Annotated in this window: 16 protein-coding genes; 2 read left to right on the forward strand and 14 right to left on the reverse strand. The window is 47.6% G+C overall.

Going from position 1 to position 20518, the window contains the following annotated elements; translation table 11 throughout:
* Positions 1-116 precede the first annotated feature (116 nt).
* From HFD99_RS08555 to ftsE, 4 genes are all read right to left on the reverse strand, one after another.
* On the reverse strand, positions 117-1583 hold the full coding sequence (locus HFD99_RS08555) for a S41 family peptidase (protein ID WP_016822953.1): 1467 nt from the start codon (positions 1581-1583) through the stop codon (positions 117-119).
* A 204-nt stretch (positions 1584-1787) separates the two neighbouring features.
* A complete protein-coding gene (locus HFD99_RS08560; protein WP_025365960.1) occupies positions 1788-3071 on the reverse strand; it encodes a murein hydrolase activator EnvC family protein in 1284 nt (427 codons plus the stop codon).
* Between the two features lie 83 nt (positions 3072-3154).
* Complete coding sequence (gene ftsX / locus HFD99_RS08565; protein ID WP_016822951.1) at positions 3155-4072, reverse strand: permease-like cell division protein FtsX; 918 nt, start codon at positions 4070-4072, stop codon at positions 3155-3157.
* The gene (ftsE, locus tag HFD99_RS08570; RefSeq protein WP_007432660.1) at positions 4062-4748 is read right to left on the reverse strand and encodes a cell division ATP-binding protein FtsE; all 687 of its coding nucleotides are present in this window, start codon (positions 4746-4748) and stop codon (positions 4062-4064) included. Before ftsE ends, ftsX begins: the two co-directional genes overlap by 11 nt.
* 223 nt (positions 4749-4971) lie before the next feature.
* On the opposite strand from ftsE, the gene HFD99_RS08575 reads away from it, so the two are divergent.
* Positions 4972-6390 (forward strand): VanW family protein, encoded by a 1419-nt coding sequence (locus HFD99_RS08575; protein ID WP_025365961.1) that lies wholly within the window; start codon positions 4972-4974, stop codon positions 6388-6390.
* 73 nt (positions 6391-6463) lie between these two features.
* On the opposite strand, the gene HFD99_RS08580 is transcribed toward HFD99_RS08575, so the two are convergent.
* Positions 6464-7618, reverse strand: a complete 1155-nt coding sequence (locus HFD99_RS08580; RefSeq protein WP_025365962.1) for an S-layer homology domain-containing protein — start codon at positions 7616-7618, stop codon at positions 6464-6466.
* A 267-nt stretch (positions 7619-7885) separates the two neighbouring features.
* On the opposite strand from HFD99_RS08580, the gene HFD99_RS08585 reads away from it, so the two are divergent.
* Positions 7886-8674, forward strand: coding sequence for an alpha/beta hydrolase (locus HFD99_RS08585; RefSeq protein WP_025365963.1), 789 nt, complete (start codon positions 7886-7888; stop codon positions 8672-8674).
* Between the two features lie 81 nt (positions 8675-8755).
* Here the strand turns inward: HFD99_RS08585 and HFD99_RS08590 are convergent, their stop codons facing one another.
* From HFD99_RS08590 to argF, 9 genes are all read right to left on the reverse strand, one after another.
* Positions 8756-10390: a glycosyltransferase family 39 protein gene (locus HFD99_RS08590; RefSeq protein WP_025365964.1), complete on the reverse strand. Its 1635-nt coding sequence runs from the start codon at positions 10388-10390 to the stop codon at positions 8756-8758.
* 105 nt (positions 10391-10495) lie between these two features.
* A complete protein-coding gene (locus HFD99_RS08595; RefSeq protein ID WP_025365965.1) occupies positions 10496-12097 on the reverse strand; it encodes a glycosyltransferase family 39 protein in 1602 nt (533 codons plus the stop codon).
* Positions 12094-12513 (reverse strand): GtrA family protein, encoded by a 420-nt coding sequence (locus HFD99_RS08600; RefSeq protein WP_013373353.1) that lies wholly within the window; start codon positions 12511-12513, stop codon positions 12094-12096. The genes HFD99_RS08595 and HFD99_RS08600 overlap by 4 nt, the downstream gene beginning before the upstream one ends.
* Positions 12476-13483: a glycosyltransferase family 2 protein gene (locus HFD99_RS08605; RefSeq protein WP_017427078.1), complete on the reverse strand. Its 1008-nt coding sequence runs from the start codon at positions 13481-13483 to the stop codon at positions 12476-12478. The genes HFD99_RS08600 and HFD99_RS08605 overlap by 38 nt, the downstream gene beginning before the upstream one ends.
* A gap of 23 nt (positions 13484-13506) precedes the next feature.
* A complete protein-coding gene (locus HFD99_RS08610) occupies positions 13507-15966 on the reverse strand; it encodes a glycosyltransferase family 2 protein (protein ID WP_016822945.1) in 2460 nt (819 codons plus the stop codon).
* Positions 15959-16210 carry a hypothetical protein gene (locus HFD99_RS08615; protein WP_123797708.1) on the reverse strand — a complete coding sequence of 84 codons (252 nt, stop codon included), beginning with the start codon at positions 16208-16210 and terminating at the stop codon, positions 15959-15961. Before HFD99_RS08615 ends, HFD99_RS08610 begins: the two co-directional genes overlap by 8 nt.
* Positions 16211-16729: 519 nt before the next feature.
* Positions 16730-18142 (reverse strand): argininosuccinate lyase, encoded by a 1413-nt coding sequence (gene argH, locus HFD99_RS08620; protein WP_016822943.1) that lies wholly within the window; start codon positions 18140-18142, stop codon positions 16730-16732.
* A gap of 86 nt (positions 18143-18228) precedes the next feature.
* Positions 18229-19464: an argininosuccinate synthase gene (locus HFD99_RS08625; RefSeq protein ID WP_013373358.1), complete on the reverse strand. Its 1236-nt coding sequence runs from the start codon at positions 19462-19464 to the stop codon at positions 18229-18231.
* Between the two features lie 51 nt (positions 19465-19515).
* Positions 19516-20472, reverse strand: a complete 957-nt coding sequence (argF, locus tag HFD99_RS08630; RefSeq protein WP_123797709.1) for an ornithine carbamoyltransferase — start codon at positions 20470-20472, stop codon at positions 19516-19518.
* Positions 20473-20518 lie beyond the last annotated feature (46 nt).

A 20518-nucleotide genomic window follows, 5' to 3' on the forward strand; every position in this document is an offset into this window, starting at 1 on the left:
TCATATCCATTTATTTTATATGAAATTGCCAATGTAGGGAAGACAAACCGACAGACTGCAAATAAATCCCAATAAAAAAGGAGGCTGTTTCCAGCCCCCTTGTTGTAGCCTCACTATTATTTCGCTACGCCTGTCTTCATTTCCTTCCGAATCTCTTCAATCCCCTGCTTGAGTTGATTATCATTTTTCGGATCACGAATTTTTTCAATCAGCTTGGCTTCCATCGCTGATGCTGTCTTGGCATCAATGATGCCGTTAGCCGTCAGCTTCGCCTCTTTTTGGAAAGCCATAACAGAGCTTTCGGTCACTTTGTCAAAATAGCCGTCCTCGCGACCTGGTTTGTAGCCCAAGCCTTGCAGAATGATTTGTGCATTTTTCACATCGCTGCTATTCATATTGTATTTCAAGGACTTTTCCTTGTTCAGCGGTGCTGCCGTAAAGTATTCAGGCTGGTCCACCGCGATGTCCGGCTTAATCCCTTTTTTATGAATCCATGTTCCATTTGGCGTTAGCCATTTGGCAATCGTGATTTTGAGCAGGCTACCGTCACCCATTTGCTTGTCATAGCTGGTTTGTACAGTACCTTTACCAAAGGAGTTTTCTCCGATCAACACTGCGCCAGCGGATTGCTGGAGAGCACCTGCCAGAATTTCGGACGCACTTGCGCTACCTTTATTCATGAGCAAAGTCACCGGATAATTTTTGCGTGAACCTTTGGACTTCTCTTCCTCACGCTTCTGATTTTTGTCTTCCACTTGTACAATCGTTTTACCGGAAGGTACAAATTGCTGTGCAATATCAATGACAACAGAAAGTACCCCACCTGGGTTATTACGCACGTCAATGACGAGTCCCTTAAGCCCTTGTTTTTCCAGCTTGGCTAACTCTTCCTTGAAACGTTCTGCCGTATTTAAGGAGAACTGGGTGATCGTAATGACGCCTACTCCATCACTTTCCATATGAGCCGTTACAGTTTCCATATCAATGTTGTCACGGGTAATCGTGTATTCGAGTGGATCAGGAGAACCGTTACGCTGAATTTTGACTTTTGCCTGACTGCCCTTTGGTCCACGAATTTTGGAAACGGCCTTGTTCAGATCCAAACCGTCCAGTGTTTCACCGTTAACAGACAATATAATATCCTTAGCGCGTAGACCCGCCTTTTCAGCCGGAGATCCTTTAATTGGTGTGACTACGACTACTTTCCCATTTTCAGCCGCTACTTCGGCTCCAATCCCGGTAAAAGAGCCTTCTATGGATTGCTCGAACTGTTGTGCAGTTTCTTTACCCATATAAGAGGAATACGGATCGCCAAGCGACTCCATCATTCCATTGATGGCGCCATCCACCAGCTTGGTGCGATCCACATCCTGATAATATTGTCCCTGGATTAGGTCCATCGCTGTCTCAATTTTGCGGATATCACTTCTGGAGGAGGAACTACTCCCCGTTACACTCGCCAGCAGTCCTTCGCCCAGAGCGCTATTCCCTACTGTGGTTGTTCCAGTATAAGCAAAAGTGAGCAGACTGCCGCCAAGCAGCCCGATCACCATCAAGAGTACCGCTGTACTTTTCTTCAACATCTAATCGTCCACCGCCTTCTCTTTATCTTGTATCCTATTTCCTCACAACGCATCCATTCACGAAGTATACGTCTAGCTTGTACGGAATATGTTAATTGTATCCTACTCCGTGTTTCAATGCACATGTTCTTCATTGGATATGAACCATTAAAGCAAAACCCTATCTACAACCGGATTGGTTACAAATAGGGCTTACCTTATCTATTATAAATAGTTCATCGGATTTACAGGTTTGTTATTCTCGCGCACTTCGAAATGACAGTGAGGTCCTGTGGAATTCCCCGTCGAACCCACTTCCGCAATTTTTTGACCGCGTTTCACGGTTTGCCCCGTATGAACCACCGTACCGCCGTTGCGAATATGTCCGTATAGGGTCCATAGTCCGTCTCCGTGGTCAATGACAACCGTGTTCCCATATCCGCTCCACCATTCAGCAACAATGACAACACCGTCCTCGGCTGCATGAATGTCGGTTCCCTGCGGAGCCGCCAGATCAATACCTGTATGGCCTTTAAGCTTGCCGGTTATCGGATGTACCCGCATGCCAAAAGTAGATGAGAGTCGGTAATGGGCTACAGGCGTAGCCAAAGTACCGGATCCGCCCGTATACGTACTGGCTGCCGTATGGCTGGAATTCGAGGCGGCGCCTGAGGATGAAGATGCAATTCGCTTGGCTGCAGCTGCACGTGCAGCTGCTCTAGCGCGTGCTGCTTTGGCAGCCTGCTCCGCTCTGAGCTTGTTCTTCTCCTGCACCAGCGCCACACGTTTGTTCGCGAGGGCTACCAGCATATCGTTTTGCTCTTCACTAATTTCATCCGATTCAGCAATATCATGATCGTAGTTGGCAATCAGTCTTTGCTTCTCTTTTTCCTTCGAATTCAATTGAGCTTTGGCGTCCTGCTTGAGCGCATACAGCTTCTTGGCATTTTTATATTCCGTGTCGAGCTGCTTCTTCTTGCTAACGACCAGAGCCTTGTCCTTTTTATGCTCGTCCAACAGAATTTGGTCCTGCTCCACGATCGTTTTCAGGGAATCTACCCGACTGAGAAAATCACTAAAGCTGGTCGAAGACATAAGCACGTCCATATAGGAAACCGTTCCATCCGTATACATGAGACGCACACGAGTTTCCAGCATTTTTTCCCGCGAATGGATGCGATCAATTGCTTCGGCCAAATCTTTTTTAGTCGCACGCAGATTATCTTCCGTTTGATCGATCTGAACCGCTACACGAGTCAGCTGATCACTGACGCTGTTAATTTGAGCGAGTACCGTTTTCAGGTTTTGTACGGTTTTATTTTTGTAATGTTGAGCATACTGTTTATCTTGAGCAGCCTTTTGCTGCTGTTGCTTGGCAGATTTGGCTTGCTTTTCTAATTGGTTCAGTTGCGAATTGATCTCACTCACGCTTTTGGCATATCCGTCAGAAGGCTGGATTAGCAATGCAGCTACCAACGTAGCAGCCAACACAGATCCTATTTTTTTCAACTTGCACTCCCCATCCTTTATCGCAAAATAACACCGGGCTTCCCCGTTCTATTGAATGACTACGACGTTCCACCAAATGCTTCTTAGACTTTCAAGAACTTGCGCATGGACAGGGTACTGCCAATAATTCCGACCAGCATCCCCAAAATAACCAGCAACGCACTCAGCTGAATCCAAATACCTTCAAGCGGCATAAGCTTCAACATATTGAGAGCGATATCTCCCTGAACGGCTGTCAGCAAACGCTGATAGCCTGTAAATAAAATTCCTACAGTAATAAGAGAACCAATAAGACCAATAAGCGCGCCTTCGATAAAAAACGGCCATCGTATGAAAAAGTTGGTCGCACCGACCAGCTTCATAATGCTGATTTCTCTGCGTCGTGCCAATATCGTTACTCGAATGGTATTCGAGATCAAGAACATAGACATGATCGCCAGTCCGGCGACGAATATAAAACCAACATTGCGGATCAGCTTAGTAATGGTAAAGAGCGTCTCTACAGTGCCTTTGCCGTAACGAACCTTTAAGATCGGTTTTTCGGGATGCAATGTATTCAGCTTCTCAATCTTCTCGGCCACAAATGGAACCGTCGTTGGTTCAATAACCTCTACCACGATTTTGTCCGGCAGTGGATTGCTGTCCTTGTCAAAACCCTCCAGCAGATCCTTGCCACTGTCTCCCAAATCTTTGCGAAGCTCCTCCAAACCTTGAGCTTTCGTCACAAAGGTCGTTTTGCTGATTTCCGGCATTGCCGCGATTTCCTTTTGCAACGTTTCACGCATGCTCTGATCAACATTGAGCTCCAGAAATACGTTAACTTCCACCTGACTATCTGCTTGATCAGCCAAGGAGTTGACGTTAAGCACCAGCATAATAAACACGCCCAGTATGAGCAGTGACACAATAATTGAGGTGACGGATGCTACGGACATCCAGCCATTGCGGAATATGTTTTTGAAACCTTCCCGCATATGACGCAAGAAGGTATTAAAAGTCATATCCGTACTCCCCTCTTACCTGGTCTCTTACGATATTGCCATTTTCGATGGCAATGACGCGTTTACGCATGGAGTTCACGATGTCCTTATTGTGGGTCGCCATCACAATGGTCGTACCCCGAAAATTAATTTCATCCAGCAACTGCATGATCTCCCACGATGTTTCGGGGTCCAGATTCCCCGTCGGTTCATCAGCAATGATGACCGAGGGATTGTTCACGATGGCCCGTGCAATCGCTACACGCTGTTGCTCCCCACCAGAAAGCTGGGCAGGCTCACGATTCATTTTTTCTTTCAAGCCAACCAATTCGAGCACTTCTGGAACCCGCTTGCGGATCAGCTTCTTGGGAGCCTCTATAACTTCCATAGCAAAAGCCACATTTTCATAGGCTGTCAAACGCGGCAAAAGCCGGAAATCCTGAAAAATGACTCCGATGTTACGACGAACGTAGGGAATTTTGCGCTGCTTGAGCTTCCCAATATTAAAACCATTGACTGAAATTTGTCCCTTGGTCGGTACTTCTTCTCTATAAATAAGCTTCATAAAAGTCGATTTCCCCGCTCCAGACGGGCCGACTACGTATACGAATTCATTACGGTCAATTCTGACCGATACTCCTTGAAGTGCGTGGGTCCCGTTCGTATAGGTCTTCCACACATCCTGCATTTCAATCACTCGATCACTTCCCGCTGCTTAATCATGTTACGTATAACCTATTATCCATTCGACATATTCCATGCATTTCCTTTAAAAACTTCTGTATTTCATCATACCGTTTATCATTGTAACAAATTTGTTACCTAAATAGTACCGAAAGTTTTCTGCTTTTGGCACATATATATGAATATTATGGCACACGAAATGCTATCAAGCTTATCAGACAGGAGACATCTGCATTATGAAAAAAATTCATTTATCTGTCATTTGGATATGGTCTGGTGTTCTGGCGCTGGCTATGCTGTGGGGAGGACTTCATCTGTACGCCGATAGACAAACACTACCGGAGGGAGTGCGGATCGGAGGAGTCAACGTAGGCGGCATGGATAAAACGGACGCTCTTCGACTGGTGGAGAAAAAACTGGATGCATTGAAGCAGCGCCCTCTGCTCTTCACGGACAGTGACAGCAGTGCACAGGATATAAAGCTAACACTCGGGGAAGCAGGGTTCAGTTATAAAGCGGAGGCATTCCGAAATGCGGTAAAGGCACTCAGCGCGAAGCATCTATGGACTCGCGTACAGACACGTTTTAGCTTCGAGAAGGAATGGTCTATCACACCTTTCCAGCAAGAGAAGATCTTAAAATCCCAATTTGGAGCTGATTGGGAGGAACAACGATACGGCATGCCTATCAATGCGGTGCGTCAGATTGATGCAAACGATCAGGTTCGTTATATTCCGGGGCGCTCTGCCCGGCGCTTGGATTGGCCCAAACTGGACGTCGTAATGAAGCAGGCACTCCCCAAGGATTTTACGGCTTTCGAGGAGCCGATCCGAGTGGAATTACCGTTCCACCAGTTGGAGCCGAAAATTACGGTCGACAGTCTGCGCAGCGAAGGTATAGAGCGTAAAATTACCCAATTTTCCACCAGTCTCGGCAGTAGCTCGGAAGGACGTGTGTATAACGTTAATTCGGCGGCAAGCACCGTTGATGGTTTAATTCTCAAACCAGGTGACATATTTGACTACGGCCAGGTGATTGCCAAGGCTGAGCGCACCCATGGTTTTCGTGAGGCTCCAGTAATCGTGAACGGACGGCTGGAGTCCGGCATTGGCGGTGGGATTTGTCAGGTATCCAGCACGGTCTATAATGCAGCGCTGCGAGTCGGCTTGGACATTGTCGAACGCCGCAACCATTCCCTGCCAGTCAGCTATCTGCCCAAAGGCCAGGATGCGACCTTTGCTACAGGATCCATTAATTTTCGTTTTAGAAATAATACCGGCAAACATTTGCTCCTACGTGCCGCGGTCCAAAATCGAACGCTTACCGTCAAAATTTTTGGTACATTCCCACCCAATATTTCGTATGAGCTTGAATCTCACACCGTTCGCGTACTCCCCATACCCGTAAAGAGAATACGTAACGACTCACTCCCCTCAGGCTTCTATCAAGTCATTCGGCAGGGGAAAGAAGGGTATGTGGTAGAGACCTTTCGAATAAAAAAGGTAGATGGAAAACCCGTCGAGCGCACCCGAATCAGCCGCGATACGTACCGGGCGCAGCAGCGCATTATAGCTAGTTATGGCGGTAGCACATCGTCTGAGCCACAAACACGCGAACTGGAGAAACCTATTGTGGAAGATGGCATAAGCGAATAAACGAAAAAATCCCCCTTCACTACTGGCTGGATTGGTTCCAGACAAAGTGAAAGGGGGTTTTTTTGTTTCTAAATTACTCGCTGCGTTTACTCAAAACCGAGATTTCTACAGGCTCACTTTCATGGCCGTCTGTATCTTTAGCTTTGATCACCAGTCTAACTGTCGCTTTTTGAGTAAGCACACTGATGCTAAATGTGCCGTCATCTTTGGCTACTGCACTGCCGATAGGCAGATCGTTGGAATAGGCAGTTACTGTGGAACCCGCTTTTGCTGTTCCTGTAATTGTACCTTCACCATCGTACACATCGTTGACTTTCAGTGCATTCGAAGTAGCATCCGCGTCAGTAGCTGTGTCTGTAGTCGTATCGGTATTTGTAGTTGTCTCTGTGCTTGTCTCTGTTGTTGTAGAGTTGTCCGTAGTAGTTGTACTATCTGTGCTAGTACTTGTGCTGCTATCTTCTGTTTCACTGCCAGAAGTAGTCGACGTATTACCATAAGTGGAATTTGTCACGTTACTGTATGTGGAATCCGTTACCGTTCCACCAGGAGTCGTCGTCAGATTATCAACAGGGCTCAGGTTATAACCGGATGCAGCATCCAGGATAGCAACCGCCTCTGCACGAGTCAGCGGCTTCAGTGGCTGGAATTTACCATCCGGATAACCGTTGATGATTTTTTGCTCCGCAACAGCCGCTACACTTTTCTTCGCCCAAGATCCGATTTTGTCGGAGTCAATGAATTTAGTAACATCTGCTGCGTTACCCGCAGTCAGCCCAATAGCTTTGCCAATAATCGCAGCTGCTTCCTGACGTGTTACCTTACCATTTGGTTTGAGCTTGTTATCTGCATAGCCGCTTATGTAGCCTGCATTTACGGCACTTGTCAGTTCGTTGTATGCCCAGTGGGATGCCGGAACATCTGTGAACGTTCTGCTTCCATTACCGTTGATTTTCACACCACCTGCATATGTTACGTCTGTCACTGCTGGAAGTTCCTGTGTGAACGTTCCCAAGCTGCGGTTCAGAAGAACGATAAATTCTGCGCGTGTGATCGCCGCATCCGGTTTTACCGCCCCATCCAATTGCCCTGTAGCTGACCAGCGTTGCACCTGATCTCCCGCCCAATGGCCGCTTGTAGTTTGAGGAGCAGCTGCCGCTGCGCTGAATGCGCTAAGAATAAGACCTGTACTCAGTACACCTGTAATTGTGGTTCTTAACTTTTTCCCCATGCTATAAATTCCTCCCTCAGATTGGATTCATCAATCTTTTTTAAACACTTTACCAGAAATCAAACCCAAATAACCCCTAAATTAAAAAAATCGTCCCATATAACCATGCCCCCTCCTAATGTAGGATAAATAAGAAACAGGACTTAATGCCTAGTCATTCACTTGGATATGTATATTTGGATAGGTTAAAGTATACTGAATGAATAATCAGTTGTAGGCTGGGACAGGTCAAAGAGATTGCAACCCCCTAGGAAAAGAGGTTTTCTTATGGCTCTTATTCAATGTCAGTTTTATTCGGAAGTTCTTGGTCTAAGCACATCCATGAATGTTATTCTTCCGCAGGCAACCCGCTCACAGATTGGAATGAAGGGCAAGCAAGGAACAGGGCCACATCCGACACTGTATTTACTGCATGGCCTGTCGGACGATGATTCAACCTGGCTGCGTCGAACCTCGATTGAACGCTACGTCGCCTCTATGGGCCTAGCCGTCGTCATGCCCCAGGTACATCGGAGTTTCTATACGAATATGGAGCAAGGAGCGGCTTATTGGACCTTTATTAGTGAAGAATTGCCGGCTTTGGCACGTTCATTCTTTCCTCTGTCGGACAAACGTGAAGACAATTTTGTAGCTGGTCTTTCTATGGGGGGGTATGGTGCCTTCAAACTGGCACTCCAGCACCCAGAACGCTTTGCAGCCGCTGCCAGTCTTTCGGGGGTTATGGATTTACACGCATCCCGTACCGATCCTATGCAAAATGCCATGAGTCCAGCGGAATGGCTTAACATTTTCGGGCCAGATGAAATACGCGGAACAGATCACGATTTGCTGGAGCTGCTACAACGTCATACCACCGCGGGGAGCTCACTCCCCCGACTCTACCAATGCTGCGGTACGGAAGATTTCTTATATAAGGGAAATCAGACTTTTCGTGAAACATGCACCTCTCTTGGAGTTCCGCTGACCTACGAAGAAGGTCCTGGAACTCATGAATGGGGATACTGGGACGCGAAAATTCAGGATGTACTGGCATGGCTACCGCTTAAAGGGCACTAAACAGGCAAAAAAATCCCCGCATCCTTCCTCCTCGCACCATGCGAAGGGAATAGGCTCCAGGGATTGTTGTTATGCCTATCATCAGGGATCAGTCGTTGTCTCCGTCGTTGGAGAACCATTAGTTAGTGCCTTAGGCAACACTTTATACAGGCGCCACTCGCCGTTAAACTCACGTTCAAGCTGAACCCATGGGGCACCATGCTCATATAAATTCGGATATACCATATTAATCTTACTCAGCGGCATGCCTGACATAATCTTAGGTACAAGGATATAGTCCACATGATTGTCCTGCGGATAACTTAATGCTTTATTGAACGCATAATCACTGGTGATCAGAAAACGTTTGGGATATTGGCTGTAGACGATCATCGTGTAGGCTGAAGCCGAATCTGTCATAATGGTGGACTTCGGCAGATGCTCATCCAGCCAAACGGCAATCTTACGATCTGATTCTTGTCTCACATAGTTTACATTCCCCGTGCGTGTGAGAAAGCTATTCTCATCCGGTGCAATATCCGGGCGAGTCAACGCATAGGAGAGTAATCCAGCGGTAAGTAGCAAACTGACGGACACTAGACCAAAGGCCGCCCTCCGCCAACGTCCCTGAAGCTGGCTCAACTCATAAGGCAACCAGGCTACGGTAATTGGGAATACATACATAAAGTAGCGGAACCAACCGTACGAGGATTGCCGCATCATAAGTAAAAATTGCAAGCCTGGTACAGACAGGAACAATAACAAAATAATCAAGGTTCCCCACCGGAACAAGCGTCCACTCAACAGACGAATGAACAAAATAGCAAACAACGGTACAGAATACCAGATAGTTTTGGATGCAATAAACTTCAAAGCCACCAGCGGATTGGAGAAAATCTCTACAAATTTATCATCATTCAGCAGCTCTGCCGATTGGGCCGTGTTCGAGTACTCTGAATTCAGGAAATAAAAAGCGTTCCCCATAATAAGATAGTTAAAGAAAATCCACAACAGTCCGGAAAAGACCACGGGGAGCAGAAGAAGCAACCAGGTTGCCTCGACTTTATGTAGCTTTTCCCGCAAGGCCAGTTCACGTCTACCCAAGTTGCGATGAAGAAATAAAATCGCCAAGACCACGCCAACAGCCATGGCCACGCCCAGAGGCACCGCTTCATAACGAGTCCAAAACGCCATGGCAAGTGCTAACCCAGAAACAATCAGACTTGCCGTCATGCGGTCCTTGAGCCACAGCGCAAATTCAATCACCGTCATCATAATGAAATATATGTATAACGAATCGCTTAGACCGTTGGCACCAAATAGTAAAATAAACGGATTCAGTGCATACAACAAAGCTAGCAGCAAGCTCATCCTAGAGCTAATCCCTGTTCTGACACCCGCCCGATATAGCAGCATAGCGGTCAAAGCAGAAAAGGTAGCACTCAGAATAACAGCAGCCAATCCATAGGAGGCTAATGCCGGAAAGATTGGATACAGCAATAGAATCACCATTTCCAGAAGACTGGGTAGTGGATTCCAAATAAATCCGATAGCGCCCAGATGCGGGTCGCGGCTGTACAGCACATAAAATGCGTTAGCTACCCGACTGAGCGCGTCTGTGTGCATATATCCCAGAACATAGCTGAAATAGATGCCCGCAGATAGCTCCAATGCAAGTATAAACACAAACAGACCTATAGCCATCCATCTGCTTGCAGACCATTTGCGAAAGGACATTCCTCTCGTTCCCCCTCAAACTTCTTGCGGTGGTGCAGCTGTAGGGAGCTTACGCCCTCCAGCTGTATCCTTCCCTCCGCTACGATGCACTAAAATACAATAAAATTATTGCAGTTCTTCATGCTCTATTTTGTACAATCGCCACTCCCCGTCAAAATCATGCACCAACGTGGCCCATGGCGCCCCCTTTTCAAACAGATCAGGATACTTCCGGTTCACCTGATCCAGTGGTACCCCTTCTACCAAGCGCGTAACCAAAACATAATCCACCTTGGAAGCGGGCAGATCCGTTAAAGATTTCCCAAAATCATAATCACTCGTTATCATAAACTTCTTCGGCATTTTACTGCTCAAAATGATCGGATAGGCCGTATAAGAATCTGTCAAAATGAGAGATGAACCATAATGTTCATCCAGCCATGACCCTATTTTCCGTTCAACAATTTGTCGAGTATAGCTTTCATTGCCACTATGCGTCAGATAGCTATGCTCATCCGCCGCAATCGCGGGATTCGTCAGTGCGTAGGATAACAAACCTGCTGTTGCCAACATTCCTGCCGTTACCAGTGAGATTCCGATCCCCCGCATTTTCCCCTTCAACAGACTAAGCTCATACGGCAGCCAAGCAACCGTAATCGGGAATACATACATAAAATATCGGAACCAGCCAAACGAAGAATGCTTAAGCATCAGTAAAAGCTGGAGCCCAGGTACTGATAAAAAAATAGCCAGCAGCGTTAATGTGCTCCAACTCCACAGACGTTTGTCCAATAGGCGTATAAGCAAAACGGCAATCAACGGAGCCGCATACCATAAGGTCCGTTGCCCGACAAACTTTAGCATCAGCATAGGGTGAGCAAACATTTCTACAAAGCGTTGATCCTCCAGCAAAGCCGCTGATTGTGTGGAATTGGAATATTGCGAGCGTAAAAAGTAAAGCGGGTCGCCCATGATAATCCAGTTAAAAAAGAGCCACAACAAACCGGAAAAGACAAGCGGCAGCAACAATAGAAGCCATGTCGCTTCTACCTTGTACAGGCGCTCTTTTAAAGACAATTGCGTTTTAACGTTCTCTCTGTTTGTACGCCACCGATGCAGAAAAAAAATCGTCAGTAATACGCCCAAAGCCAGCGCAACCCCCAGTGGGACTGCTTCGTAGCGAACCCAAAATGCCAATGCAAGCGCAAAACCGGATACGATCAAATTCGCCGCCTTGCGATCCTTAAGCCACATACAGAATCGACTCACTGTCAACAGGATAAAAAAGATATAGGGCGAGTCACTCAAGCCGTTGAAGCCAAACAGAAACATAAACGGATTCAGTGAAAATAACAGCGTAATTAGCAAACTAGTTACACCGTGAAGCCCTAGTTCTTTTCCCGTCCCGTACAATAATGCTGCACTCGCCCCAGCAAACAGGCTACTCACAATCACTGCTGCCAGCCCGTGGGAAGCGAGTGTGGGAAACAATGGATAAAACAACAGTACAATGAGTTCCATCAAACTCGGTAGTGGATTCCACACAAACCCAATAGCACCCAAATGCGGGTCACGACTATACAGTACATAAAATGCATTTGCTACTCGACTGAGCGCATCGGTATGCATATAGCCAAGATGCCATGCAAAATAAACACCCACGGCTAATTCTAGAGCAGCAATACAAGCAAACAATGACAACAACTTTCCATGTTTCCTTACGATCATGAAACCTCTTTCTGACGCTGTTGCGGAACGGAGAAGATCCAATAGCGGTTCCAGATATAATTATGAACTGGCACGATGATGGTAGTTAAGACTTCACCGATCAGATACGACCAACCAATCCAGTGAATGGTTACGTACATCAGAGCGGCATTCAGGAGCAAGCCGCAGGTGCAGACCAATAAATATTTAAGAAATTGAGTGCGGCTCCCTTCGCCGGTAGGCTCGAACGTCCAGTTACGATTCAGCACATACGAAACGAGCAACGTAACGATAAAGCCTATGGTAGTAGCCGTTACTGCAGGTATTGCAAACAGCTCCACCAGCAGCACAAGTACACCGACATGAATGCCTGTACCCAGCAGTCCGACAATACCGTATTTAATGATTGGATACTTTAGATACGAACGTCTGATCATGTTGATTAAACTCCCTATCCACCCACAGTCGGTCAGCATTCGCCCGTTTATCTGCAATTAGATAACGGGGTCTGGCTTTGACTTCGTGATATATGGCGGCAATATATTCTCCTACCACTCCAATCGACAGCATAAGTACACTACCGATAATCAAAAGCAGTAAAATGACAGTGGTAAACCCGGTCACAGCGTCACCCGTTATTTTGTGCATTAAGGTTTGAATCCCCAACACGACCGAAATCAGCATGAAAATGAGACCCATTAAACTCACTACCCGCAAAGGTACCGTCGAAAACGAAACGATCGCTTCCGCAGCCAATCGAAATAGGCCTAACGGACTCCAGCGGCTTGGACCCTCTTCTCGTGGAGCCACCCGGAATGTAATCTGGGTTTTACGAAAACCGAGCCAGGCGGTCATCCCGCGAAAAAACGGCATACGCTCTGGCATCGCCATCCAGGCATCCACCACTCTTCGATCCAGCAGCTTATAATCGGAGGCATCCTTTAGATTAAAGCCCGTCAAACGATTCAAGGTTGCATAGAACAAAGAAGCTCCGAGCTTTTTGCCTACAGACTCTTCTCCCCGAAATTCTTTCACACATTCAACTAAATCATAACCTTCATTCTGCCATAAACGCACCATTTCCCCAATCATCTCAGGAGGATGCTGCAGATCACCGTCCATGACAATGATCGCATCGCCAGATGCATTTTCCAAACCTGCGCACAACGCCAACTCCTTACCAAAATTCCGACTCAGCCGGAGTGCGAGCAAAGAGGGCATACGACGGGACAATTCGGACAACTTGAGCCACGTATCGTCTTTGGAACCATCATCTACAATAATAAGCTCATAACGTGAGGTGACAACAGACAGCACCCCATCAATCACCTTAAGTGAACGCTCAAGGTGTGAGCCTTCATTGTACATGGGAATGACGACGGATAAAAAAGGATTTTTGGTCTCCATTCTTGCTCCTTCTTTCTTCATATTCAGGAGGACTGTGCCGGGGTATCATCCAAGTCATGCATATCGGTCAGACCATGCGTCGTCTTTTCCCAATAGAACGGCTTGGTTATAAGCTGCCAAGCTGCTTTTATCGCAGCTATACTCATAAGTACCCAATATAACGGCGAGAGTAGCCCATATTTGACCATCGCGTATGAAAATGTCCGTTCACCGCGTTCTTCCAGCTCACCGATGACCCAATACATGCCGGCCACATTACTGAATACGAACAGAAAGTTACCGATATAAAATTCTGCGCTGGCCAAGTAGTACACATAACCCGGGAACAGCTTGGGAATAAAGGACAACTCCCAGCCAAACCATAAAATAAGCAAGCCCCAAAAAATCGGGTTTAGCAATGGCAACATCGGAGTCGCCAGAATCATCACCTGAAAACCGAAAAATCCTTTCCAGCCCACTTCGCGCACCAGCTTAACCGGATTGCGCATATGAACCAGCCATGTCTGCATATATCCCTTGATCCAACGTGAACGCTGACGAATCCAGTTGCCCACGCGGCTGTTCGCTTCCTCCCATGTGCGGGAATCGACAATGGCCGTTTTATAACCACCTTTATACAGACGAATGCCCAGATCGGCATCCTCGGTTACATTATAGGGGTCCCACGCATTGATATCTTTCAATACAGATACCCGGAAATGATTGGACGTACCGCCCAACGGAATGGGGGTGTCTAACTGCATAATTCCTGGCAGCAGCAATTCGAACCACATACTGTATTCTTGTGTGAACCAGCGGGTCAGCAAATTTTGTGTGCTGTTAAAATAATTGAGCTTCGCTTGAATACACGCATAATTCTCAGGCAGTGAATCGAACGCTGCAATGACCTTTTTAAGTTGGTCAGCATCGGGACGATCCTCAGCATCGTAAATGACGACAAATTCGCCGCGGGCCCGAATAAGTCCATAATTACATGCCTTCGGCTTAGTTTTCGGCAAGCCGTCGGGCACGACCAGTGTCGTGTAATACGCTGGCAGCTTCATTTCCCGTAGCAGCTCAATCGTCTCAATGTCGTCCTCTTCGATCAGCAGCCGTACATCCAGCTTGGACTTTGGATAATCCAGCTGTTCCAAATTCCGCAACAACATTGGAAGCACGCCCGCTTCCTTATACATCGGAACAAGAATCGTATAGATCGGCAGTCTTTTTTCATCCATGGCGTCTACCTCTTCCTTCGTGAAGCGAAGCTGGGCCCCACGCCGGGAACCGAGATAGATAATACCAAATTTGAATAGCGTCATAGCAAAATAAAACAGCTGAATCATCATATTAATGATCAGCACCGTTTTCCAACTGTTCCAGAGGAGGCCAAGCAGTGTGATCATTCCCATAGCTGCAAACACCCAGAGCTGTCCCTTGGTAAAGGTGGTCCGCGCCGAATTATGCGGTTCTTTTTCCAATAGCCCGGTCGTGCTCTCTTGCATCATTTCCTCACCGTAGATTTTACCCCAGAGCTGCTCCATCTCTTCCTTCGTTGCAAGTACCTGCTCTACCGGCATACCCAGAATTTCTTCCAGCTTCAAGCGTCGCTCCTCTGGCAGTGGATCACTGACCGCTACAATATAGCGGTTCATATATTGGTGGATGACGACCACGCCATAAGCCATGGCCACTTGCTCGGGTAGCTTGTACGCCGCATCCAGCGCCAACTCCTCACCAATACGCCCGATTCGGTTCTGTGTAGCAATCGCGCGGTACAAATCTGCTGGCTCCAGCATTTGCAATGATAGCAAGATGTCGCCGAGCAGTCCGCCGCTCTTCGCCTGGAACTCGAGCGCACGCTCTAGCTGCTCCGGTGTAATATAGCCGGAACGAACCAGCATATCGCCCAGTCTCTCCTTGGACTCATCACCATCAATTTGCTCTTGTAGCTGCTCAGCTGTAATGAAACCCATCTCTACAAGAATATCGCCCAGTCTGCCACCGTAACGCTTCTGGTTGCGGATAGCATCTGTCAGCTGATCCCGGGTAATCATCCCGTTCTCCACCAGCTGATCTCCCAGACGGGCCTTGCCGTTTCGTCCGGTCTGCGTTCCTGCTGCCGCCTCTCCGCCTTCTGCACCAGGGATACTGGAAGCAAGACCTATAGCTGCTCCTGCCGCTGCTTGTTCCTGCCCAGATGCATATTGGACTTGCGCCTCCTGCACCTGTCCATCCTGTATTCCTTCATCCAGCAATTGTTCCACAGCTGCTGCTGTATCATTGGCATTCTGTAAAGCCTGAATACGAAGTTCTGTATCCTGCAGTCGCCGTTCCAACTCTTCGATATGAAAATCAAGCTTGTACAGTATCGGGGCCTGCTCTGCACGCTGAGCCTCTAGCTGTTGTTGCAGTTGTTCGATTCGCTGACGCTCTTCTTTTATTCTTCTCTTGGTTTGGCGAATTGAAACTCCTCCAACCTGCCACCTAAGCTTGTCACCCATGAATTCCCGCCCTTTCAATCCAGCGCCGCTCTTCCGCAAGCGCGTCCGCAAGCAGTTGCTTTAACTCGGTATCCCGCTGCTTTTTCCGCTCCAGCGCCGCGTGGAAAAGCTCCCGCTCCTCACGTAGCAACTTCTCTGCCTGGATTCGCTCCTCATGCAATGAGGATACCAATCCATCGGCGTCAGAAGCGCGATAACCGATCCAAGCGCTCTTTAGCTGACGCGTCGTTCGTTTAATTCTCATAATACCTCCCTGGATCGTCCCGACTCTGTCTTTTGCTATGTCGCTATTTCCATATTGTTACCAGCCGTTCTCCCGAAACCAGGACACACCTGTGTTCTCATTTAAGCTCTTCATTTACACATTTATGAAATTTCCCTGGTCGAAAAAGCCATTAAACACTTGACAATGATTTATCGCATATGCTTCTCGTTCTACTAAATTGGTAATTCAATGAAAAACTTAGTGCTATTCTACCATAATCCTAGTAGGCGTAGTATACAAAAATGTAAATTCTAGAAACTTTCACACTAATGTATGAATGGGTCTATAGAACTACGAGAGTCAAGCATCGTAGACGATATACTTCCAATAATTCTATGTAGTTCATGATTATTCCGATCATAAATCTTTCAATCCTCTCGGAAAACACAAAAGACACCGCGAACGGTGCCTTTGAGAACATAGCTGGCAAATATTCTTAAAATCTGATTTTACACAGCATCCCGTTGCTGTGCAAGAGAATAATTATTTCTTTACAGATTAATTTTTTGGCTTATGATTTTCAAACCATGTTGACGTGTTCACTAGAAGCTGTTCACTACGTCCAATGGCTGCCTGCACCTGACCGGTGGCGGTTCCACCATACACATTCCGAGCATTGACTACCGCTTCTGGTTGAAGCACCTCATAAATACGCTCGTCGAACAGATCCGAAAACTGCTGGAATTCATCCAGTTTCAGATCAAGCAAATACTTGCCCTGCTGGATGCAATACAGCACCGTTTTGCCGATAACCTCATGGGCCTGACGGAACGGAAGCCCCTTGCCGACCAGGAAGTCCGCAATATCCGTTGCGTTGGAGAAATCCTGGTTGACCGCTTGACGCATGCGATCCTTGTTCACCTTCATCGTAGCGATCATCGGAGCGAACAATTGCAAGGCTCCCTCCAGCGTAGCAACCGTATCGAACATCCCTTCCTTGTCCTCCTGCATATCCTTATTGTATGCCAGTGGCAAGGACTTCAGTACTGTCAGCAGACCAACGAGGTTTCCATAGACACGCCCGGTTTTGCCACGTACTAACTCCGGTACATCCGGGTTTTTCTTCTGTGGCATAATGCTGCTGCCTGTGCAGAAAGCATCATCCAGCTCGACAAAACCAAACTCCGTGCTGCTCCATAGCACCAGTTCTTCACTCAGACGGGACAAATGCGTCATAATCAGCGAGGCCCCGGCCAAAAACTCTACGATAAAGTCCCGATCACTAACAGCGTCCAGGCTATTTTCATAGACGCCATCAAAACCGAGCTGCTCAGCTACAAAATGACGATCAATCGGGAAAGTGGTTCCAGCCAATGCCCCAGCCCCGAGCGGCAACACATTGATGCGCTTGTAGCTGTCCTTGAGTCGGTCAATATCACGCTCTAGCATAGACACATACGCCAGCAAGTGATGCGCGAACAAAATAGGCTGCGCACGCTGCAAGTGTGTGTATCCAGGCACTATTGTGTCCAGATTGTCCTTGGCCTGCCCAATTAATGCAACTTGTACATCATGCAGCATACCTACCAGCGATACCACACGTCCGCGCAAATACAAGTGCATATCCGTTGCTACCTGATCGTTACGACTGCGTCCAGTGTGCAGCTTACCGCCGACCGGACCAATGGCCTCGATCAGGTTTTTTTCAATATTCATGTGAATATCCTCATCCGAAACGGAAAATTCAATTTCCCCACGGCGGATACGCTCCAGAACGGTGTGCAGTCCTCCCTTGATCGTGTCTGCATCCTCCTGCGGAATAATACCGCATTTGCCCAGCATGGCCACATGAGCTAAACTGCCTTGAATATCTTCTTCCGCCAACGCCTGATCAAACTCAATAGAAGCCGTATATTCCTCTACCAGCTTGTTCGTTTGCTTTGTAAACCGTCCGCCCCATAGCTTACTCATTGCATGATCCCCTCTCTGCAATAACAAGCCGCCCTCGTCGTTTGGACAAGAACGGCCCGCATTCCGTACATTTTTTTGATTACATCTTATTTATGATTTTGTGTTACGCCCGCATTTACCTTCAAACGCAAAGCATTCAAGCGGATAAAGCCTGTGGCATCGCCTTGGTCGTAGGCTTGCGTCGGATCAGCTTCCATGGTTGCAATGTCTGGGTTGTACAAGCTAACCGGACTTTTAACGCCTGCACCGATAATATTGCCCTTGTACAGCTTCACGCGCACCGTACCACTGACATTTTTCTGACTCTCATGAACCAGTGCCTGTAAAGCAACACGTTCCGGCGCGAACCAGAATCCATTGTACACCAAGGTAGCATAACGGGTAATCAGGCTATCACGCAGATTCATAACCTCTCGATCCATTGTGATGGACTCCATTTTGCGGTGAGCTGTGAACAGGATTGTACCCCCTGGCGTCTCATAGACTCCGCGGCTCTTCATACCCACAAAACGGTTCTCCACCATATCTACACGTCCGATTCCATGCTTGCCGCCCAGTTCATTCAGCTTTTCCATCACTTGCAGCGGAGTTAGCTGTTCACCATTCAAAGCGACGCAGTTGCCTGCTTTAAATTCCAGCTCCAAATATTCTGCTTCATCAGGGGCGTCCTCAGGCGCGTTGCTGAGCAAGAACATTTCTTTATTTTCAGGAGCGCTCGGATCAAACCAAGGGTCCTCCAGCACGCCGCTTTCATAGCTGATATGCAGCAGGTTGCGGTCCATGGAGTACGGCTTGGCTGCAGAAGCGGTTACCGGAATACCGTGTTTTTCCGCATAGGCAATCATTTCTGCCCGGCCCGGGAACTGGTTGCGGAACTCTTCCAGCCGCCAAGGTGCAATGACTTGGATGTCCGGCGTTAGCGCCGCCGCGTTCAGCTCGAAGCGCACCTGATCGTTGCCTTTGCCTGTTGCGCCGTGGGCAATGGCTGTTGCTCCCTCGGCAATCGCAATATCGACCATCCGCTTAGCGATCAATGGACGTGCAATACTCGTTCCGAGCAAATATTGCCCTTCATATAAAGCACCCGCCTGAAACATCGGGTAAATAAAATCCTTGGCGAATTCATCACGCAGATCATCGATGTACACTTTGGAAGCTCCCGTAGCGAGTGCTTTTTCCTCCAAACCGTCCAGTTCTTCCTTTTGTCCGATATCTGCGGTAAATGCGATAATCTCAGCATCATAGGTTTCCTTGAGCCATTTCAGAATGACCGACGTATCCAGACCGCCGGAATATGCGAGTACGATTTTTTCTTTTGCCATTATTGAAGTCCTCCCCGAATGCTTATACCTCTATCTTCTTTACGATCAACTTTATCCCATTAAAGCAACTAGCAACGCTTTTTGTGCATGTAGACGGTTTTCCGCTTCATCAAAAATGACCGAATGGGGACCGTCGATTACTCCTGCACTCACTTCTTCCCCACGATGCGCAGGTAGACAGTGCAGGAATAAATAATCTGGCTTCGCGAGCTTAACCAACTCCTCATTCACCTGGAAGTCGGCAAAAGCAAGCTCACGCTCCTTCTGCTCTTCCTCAAAGCCCATGCTTGCCCACACGTCTGTGTAGATCGCATCGGCATCTTTTACTGCTTCCTGCGGACTTTGCGTGATAACAATTTCACTCCCTGTCTGTTTGGCAATCTCACGAGAAACCGCGACCACACTCGGGTCAGGCTCGTATCCAGCTGGACTTGCAATGGAGACATGCACTCCGAGCTTTGCTCCACCAATTAAGAGGGAATGCGCCATATTGTTGCCGTCTCCGATGTAAGCCAGTTTGAGTCCTTTCAGCTTACCCTTTTGTTCATATAAGGTTTGATAATCAGCTAGCACCTGACACGGATGCGCCAAATCGCTCAAACCATTAATCACAGGAACGGATGCATAACGCGCCAACTCTACGACATTATCGTGCCCAAAGGTACGAATCATAATGCCATCCAGATAACGTGACATGACTTGGGCCATGTCGCTAATCGGTTCACCGCGTCCCAGTTGAATATCATTTTTGCTGAGGAAAAGAGCATGCCCGCCCAATTGATACATACCGACTTCAAAGGATACCCGTGTGCGTGTGGAGGATTTTTCGAAAATCAGCCCAAGCGTTTTCCCCTTCAGCGGCTGATAAGCTTCTCCGTTTTTGTGCTTACGCTTAATTTCAATGGCGAGCTCAATTAAATACTGGATTTCCTCTGGCGAGTAGTCGTCCAGCTCTAGAAAGTCCCGTCCTTTCAAATTCACCTGTTGCAGTGCGCCGCCCTGGCTCATGCGATCCTCTCCTTTTACACTTTAATCTCGGATGCTTCTGGCTCTA

Origin of the sequence: Paenibacillus sp. EKM301P (assembly GCF_011800295.1) — a bacterium.
GTDB lineage: Bacteria > Bacillota > Bacilli > Paenibacillales > Paenibacillaceae > Paenibacillus > Paenibacillus polymyxa.

Excerpts from the sequence above, each read along its gene's own strand:
- HFD99_RS08555 (WP_016822953.1), bottom strand. The coding sequence starts at position 1,583 with ATGTTGAAGAAAAGTACAGCGGTACTCTTGATGGTGATCGGGCTGCTT.
- ftsX (WP_016822951.1), bottom strand. The coding sequence starts at position 4,072 with ATGACTTTTAATACCTTCTTGCGTCATATGCGGGAAGGTTTCAAAAAC.
- HFD99_RS08575 (WP_025365961.1), top strand. The coding sequence starts at position 4,972 with ATGAAAAAAATTCATTTATCTGTCATTTGGATATGGTCTGGTGTTCTG.
- HFD99_RS08580 (WP_025365962.1), bottom strand. The coding sequence starts at position 7,618 with ATGGGGAAAAAGTTAAGAACCACAATTACAGGTGTACTGAGTACAGGT.
- HFD99_RS08585 (WP_025365963.1), top strand. The coding sequence starts at position 7,886 with ATGGCTCTTATTCAATGTCAGTTTTATTCGGAAGTTCTTGGTCTAAGC.
- HFD99_RS08590 (WP_025365964.1), bottom strand. The coding sequence starts at position 10,390 with ATGTCCTTTCGCAAATGGTCTGCAAGCAGATGGATGGCTATAGGTCTG.
- HFD99_RS08595 (WP_025365965.1), bottom strand. The coding sequence starts at position 12,097 with ATGATCGTAAGGAAACATGGAAAGTTGTTGTCATTGTTTGCTTGTATT.
- HFD99_RS08600 (WP_013373353.1), bottom strand. The coding sequence starts at position 12,513 with ATGATCAGACGTTCGTATCTAAAGTATCCAATCATTAAATACGGTATT.
- HFD99_RS08605 (WP_017427078.1), bottom strand. The coding sequence starts at position 13,483 with ATGGAGACCAAAAATCCTTTTTTATCCGTCGTCATTCCCATGTACAAT.
- HFD99_RS08610 (WP_016822945.1), bottom strand. The coding sequence starts at position 15,966 with ATGGGTGACAAGCTTAGGTGGCAGGTTGGAGGAGTTTCAATTCGCCAA.
- HFD99_RS08615 (WP_123797708.1), bottom strand. The coding sequence starts at position 16,210 with ATGAGAATTAAACGAACGACGCGTCAGCTAAAGAGCGCTTGGATCGGT.
- argH (WP_016822943.1), bottom strand. The coding sequence starts at position 18,142 with ATGAGTAAGCTATGGGGCGGACGGTTTACAAAGCAAACGAACAAGCTG.
- HFD99_RS08625 (WP_013373358.1), bottom strand. The coding sequence starts at position 19,464 with ATGGCAAAAGAAAAAATCGTACTCGCATATTCCGGCGGTCTGGATACG.
- argF (WP_123797709.1), bottom strand. The coding sequence starts at position 20,472 with ATGAGCCAGGGCGGCGCACTGCAACAGGTGAATTTGAAAGGACGGGAC.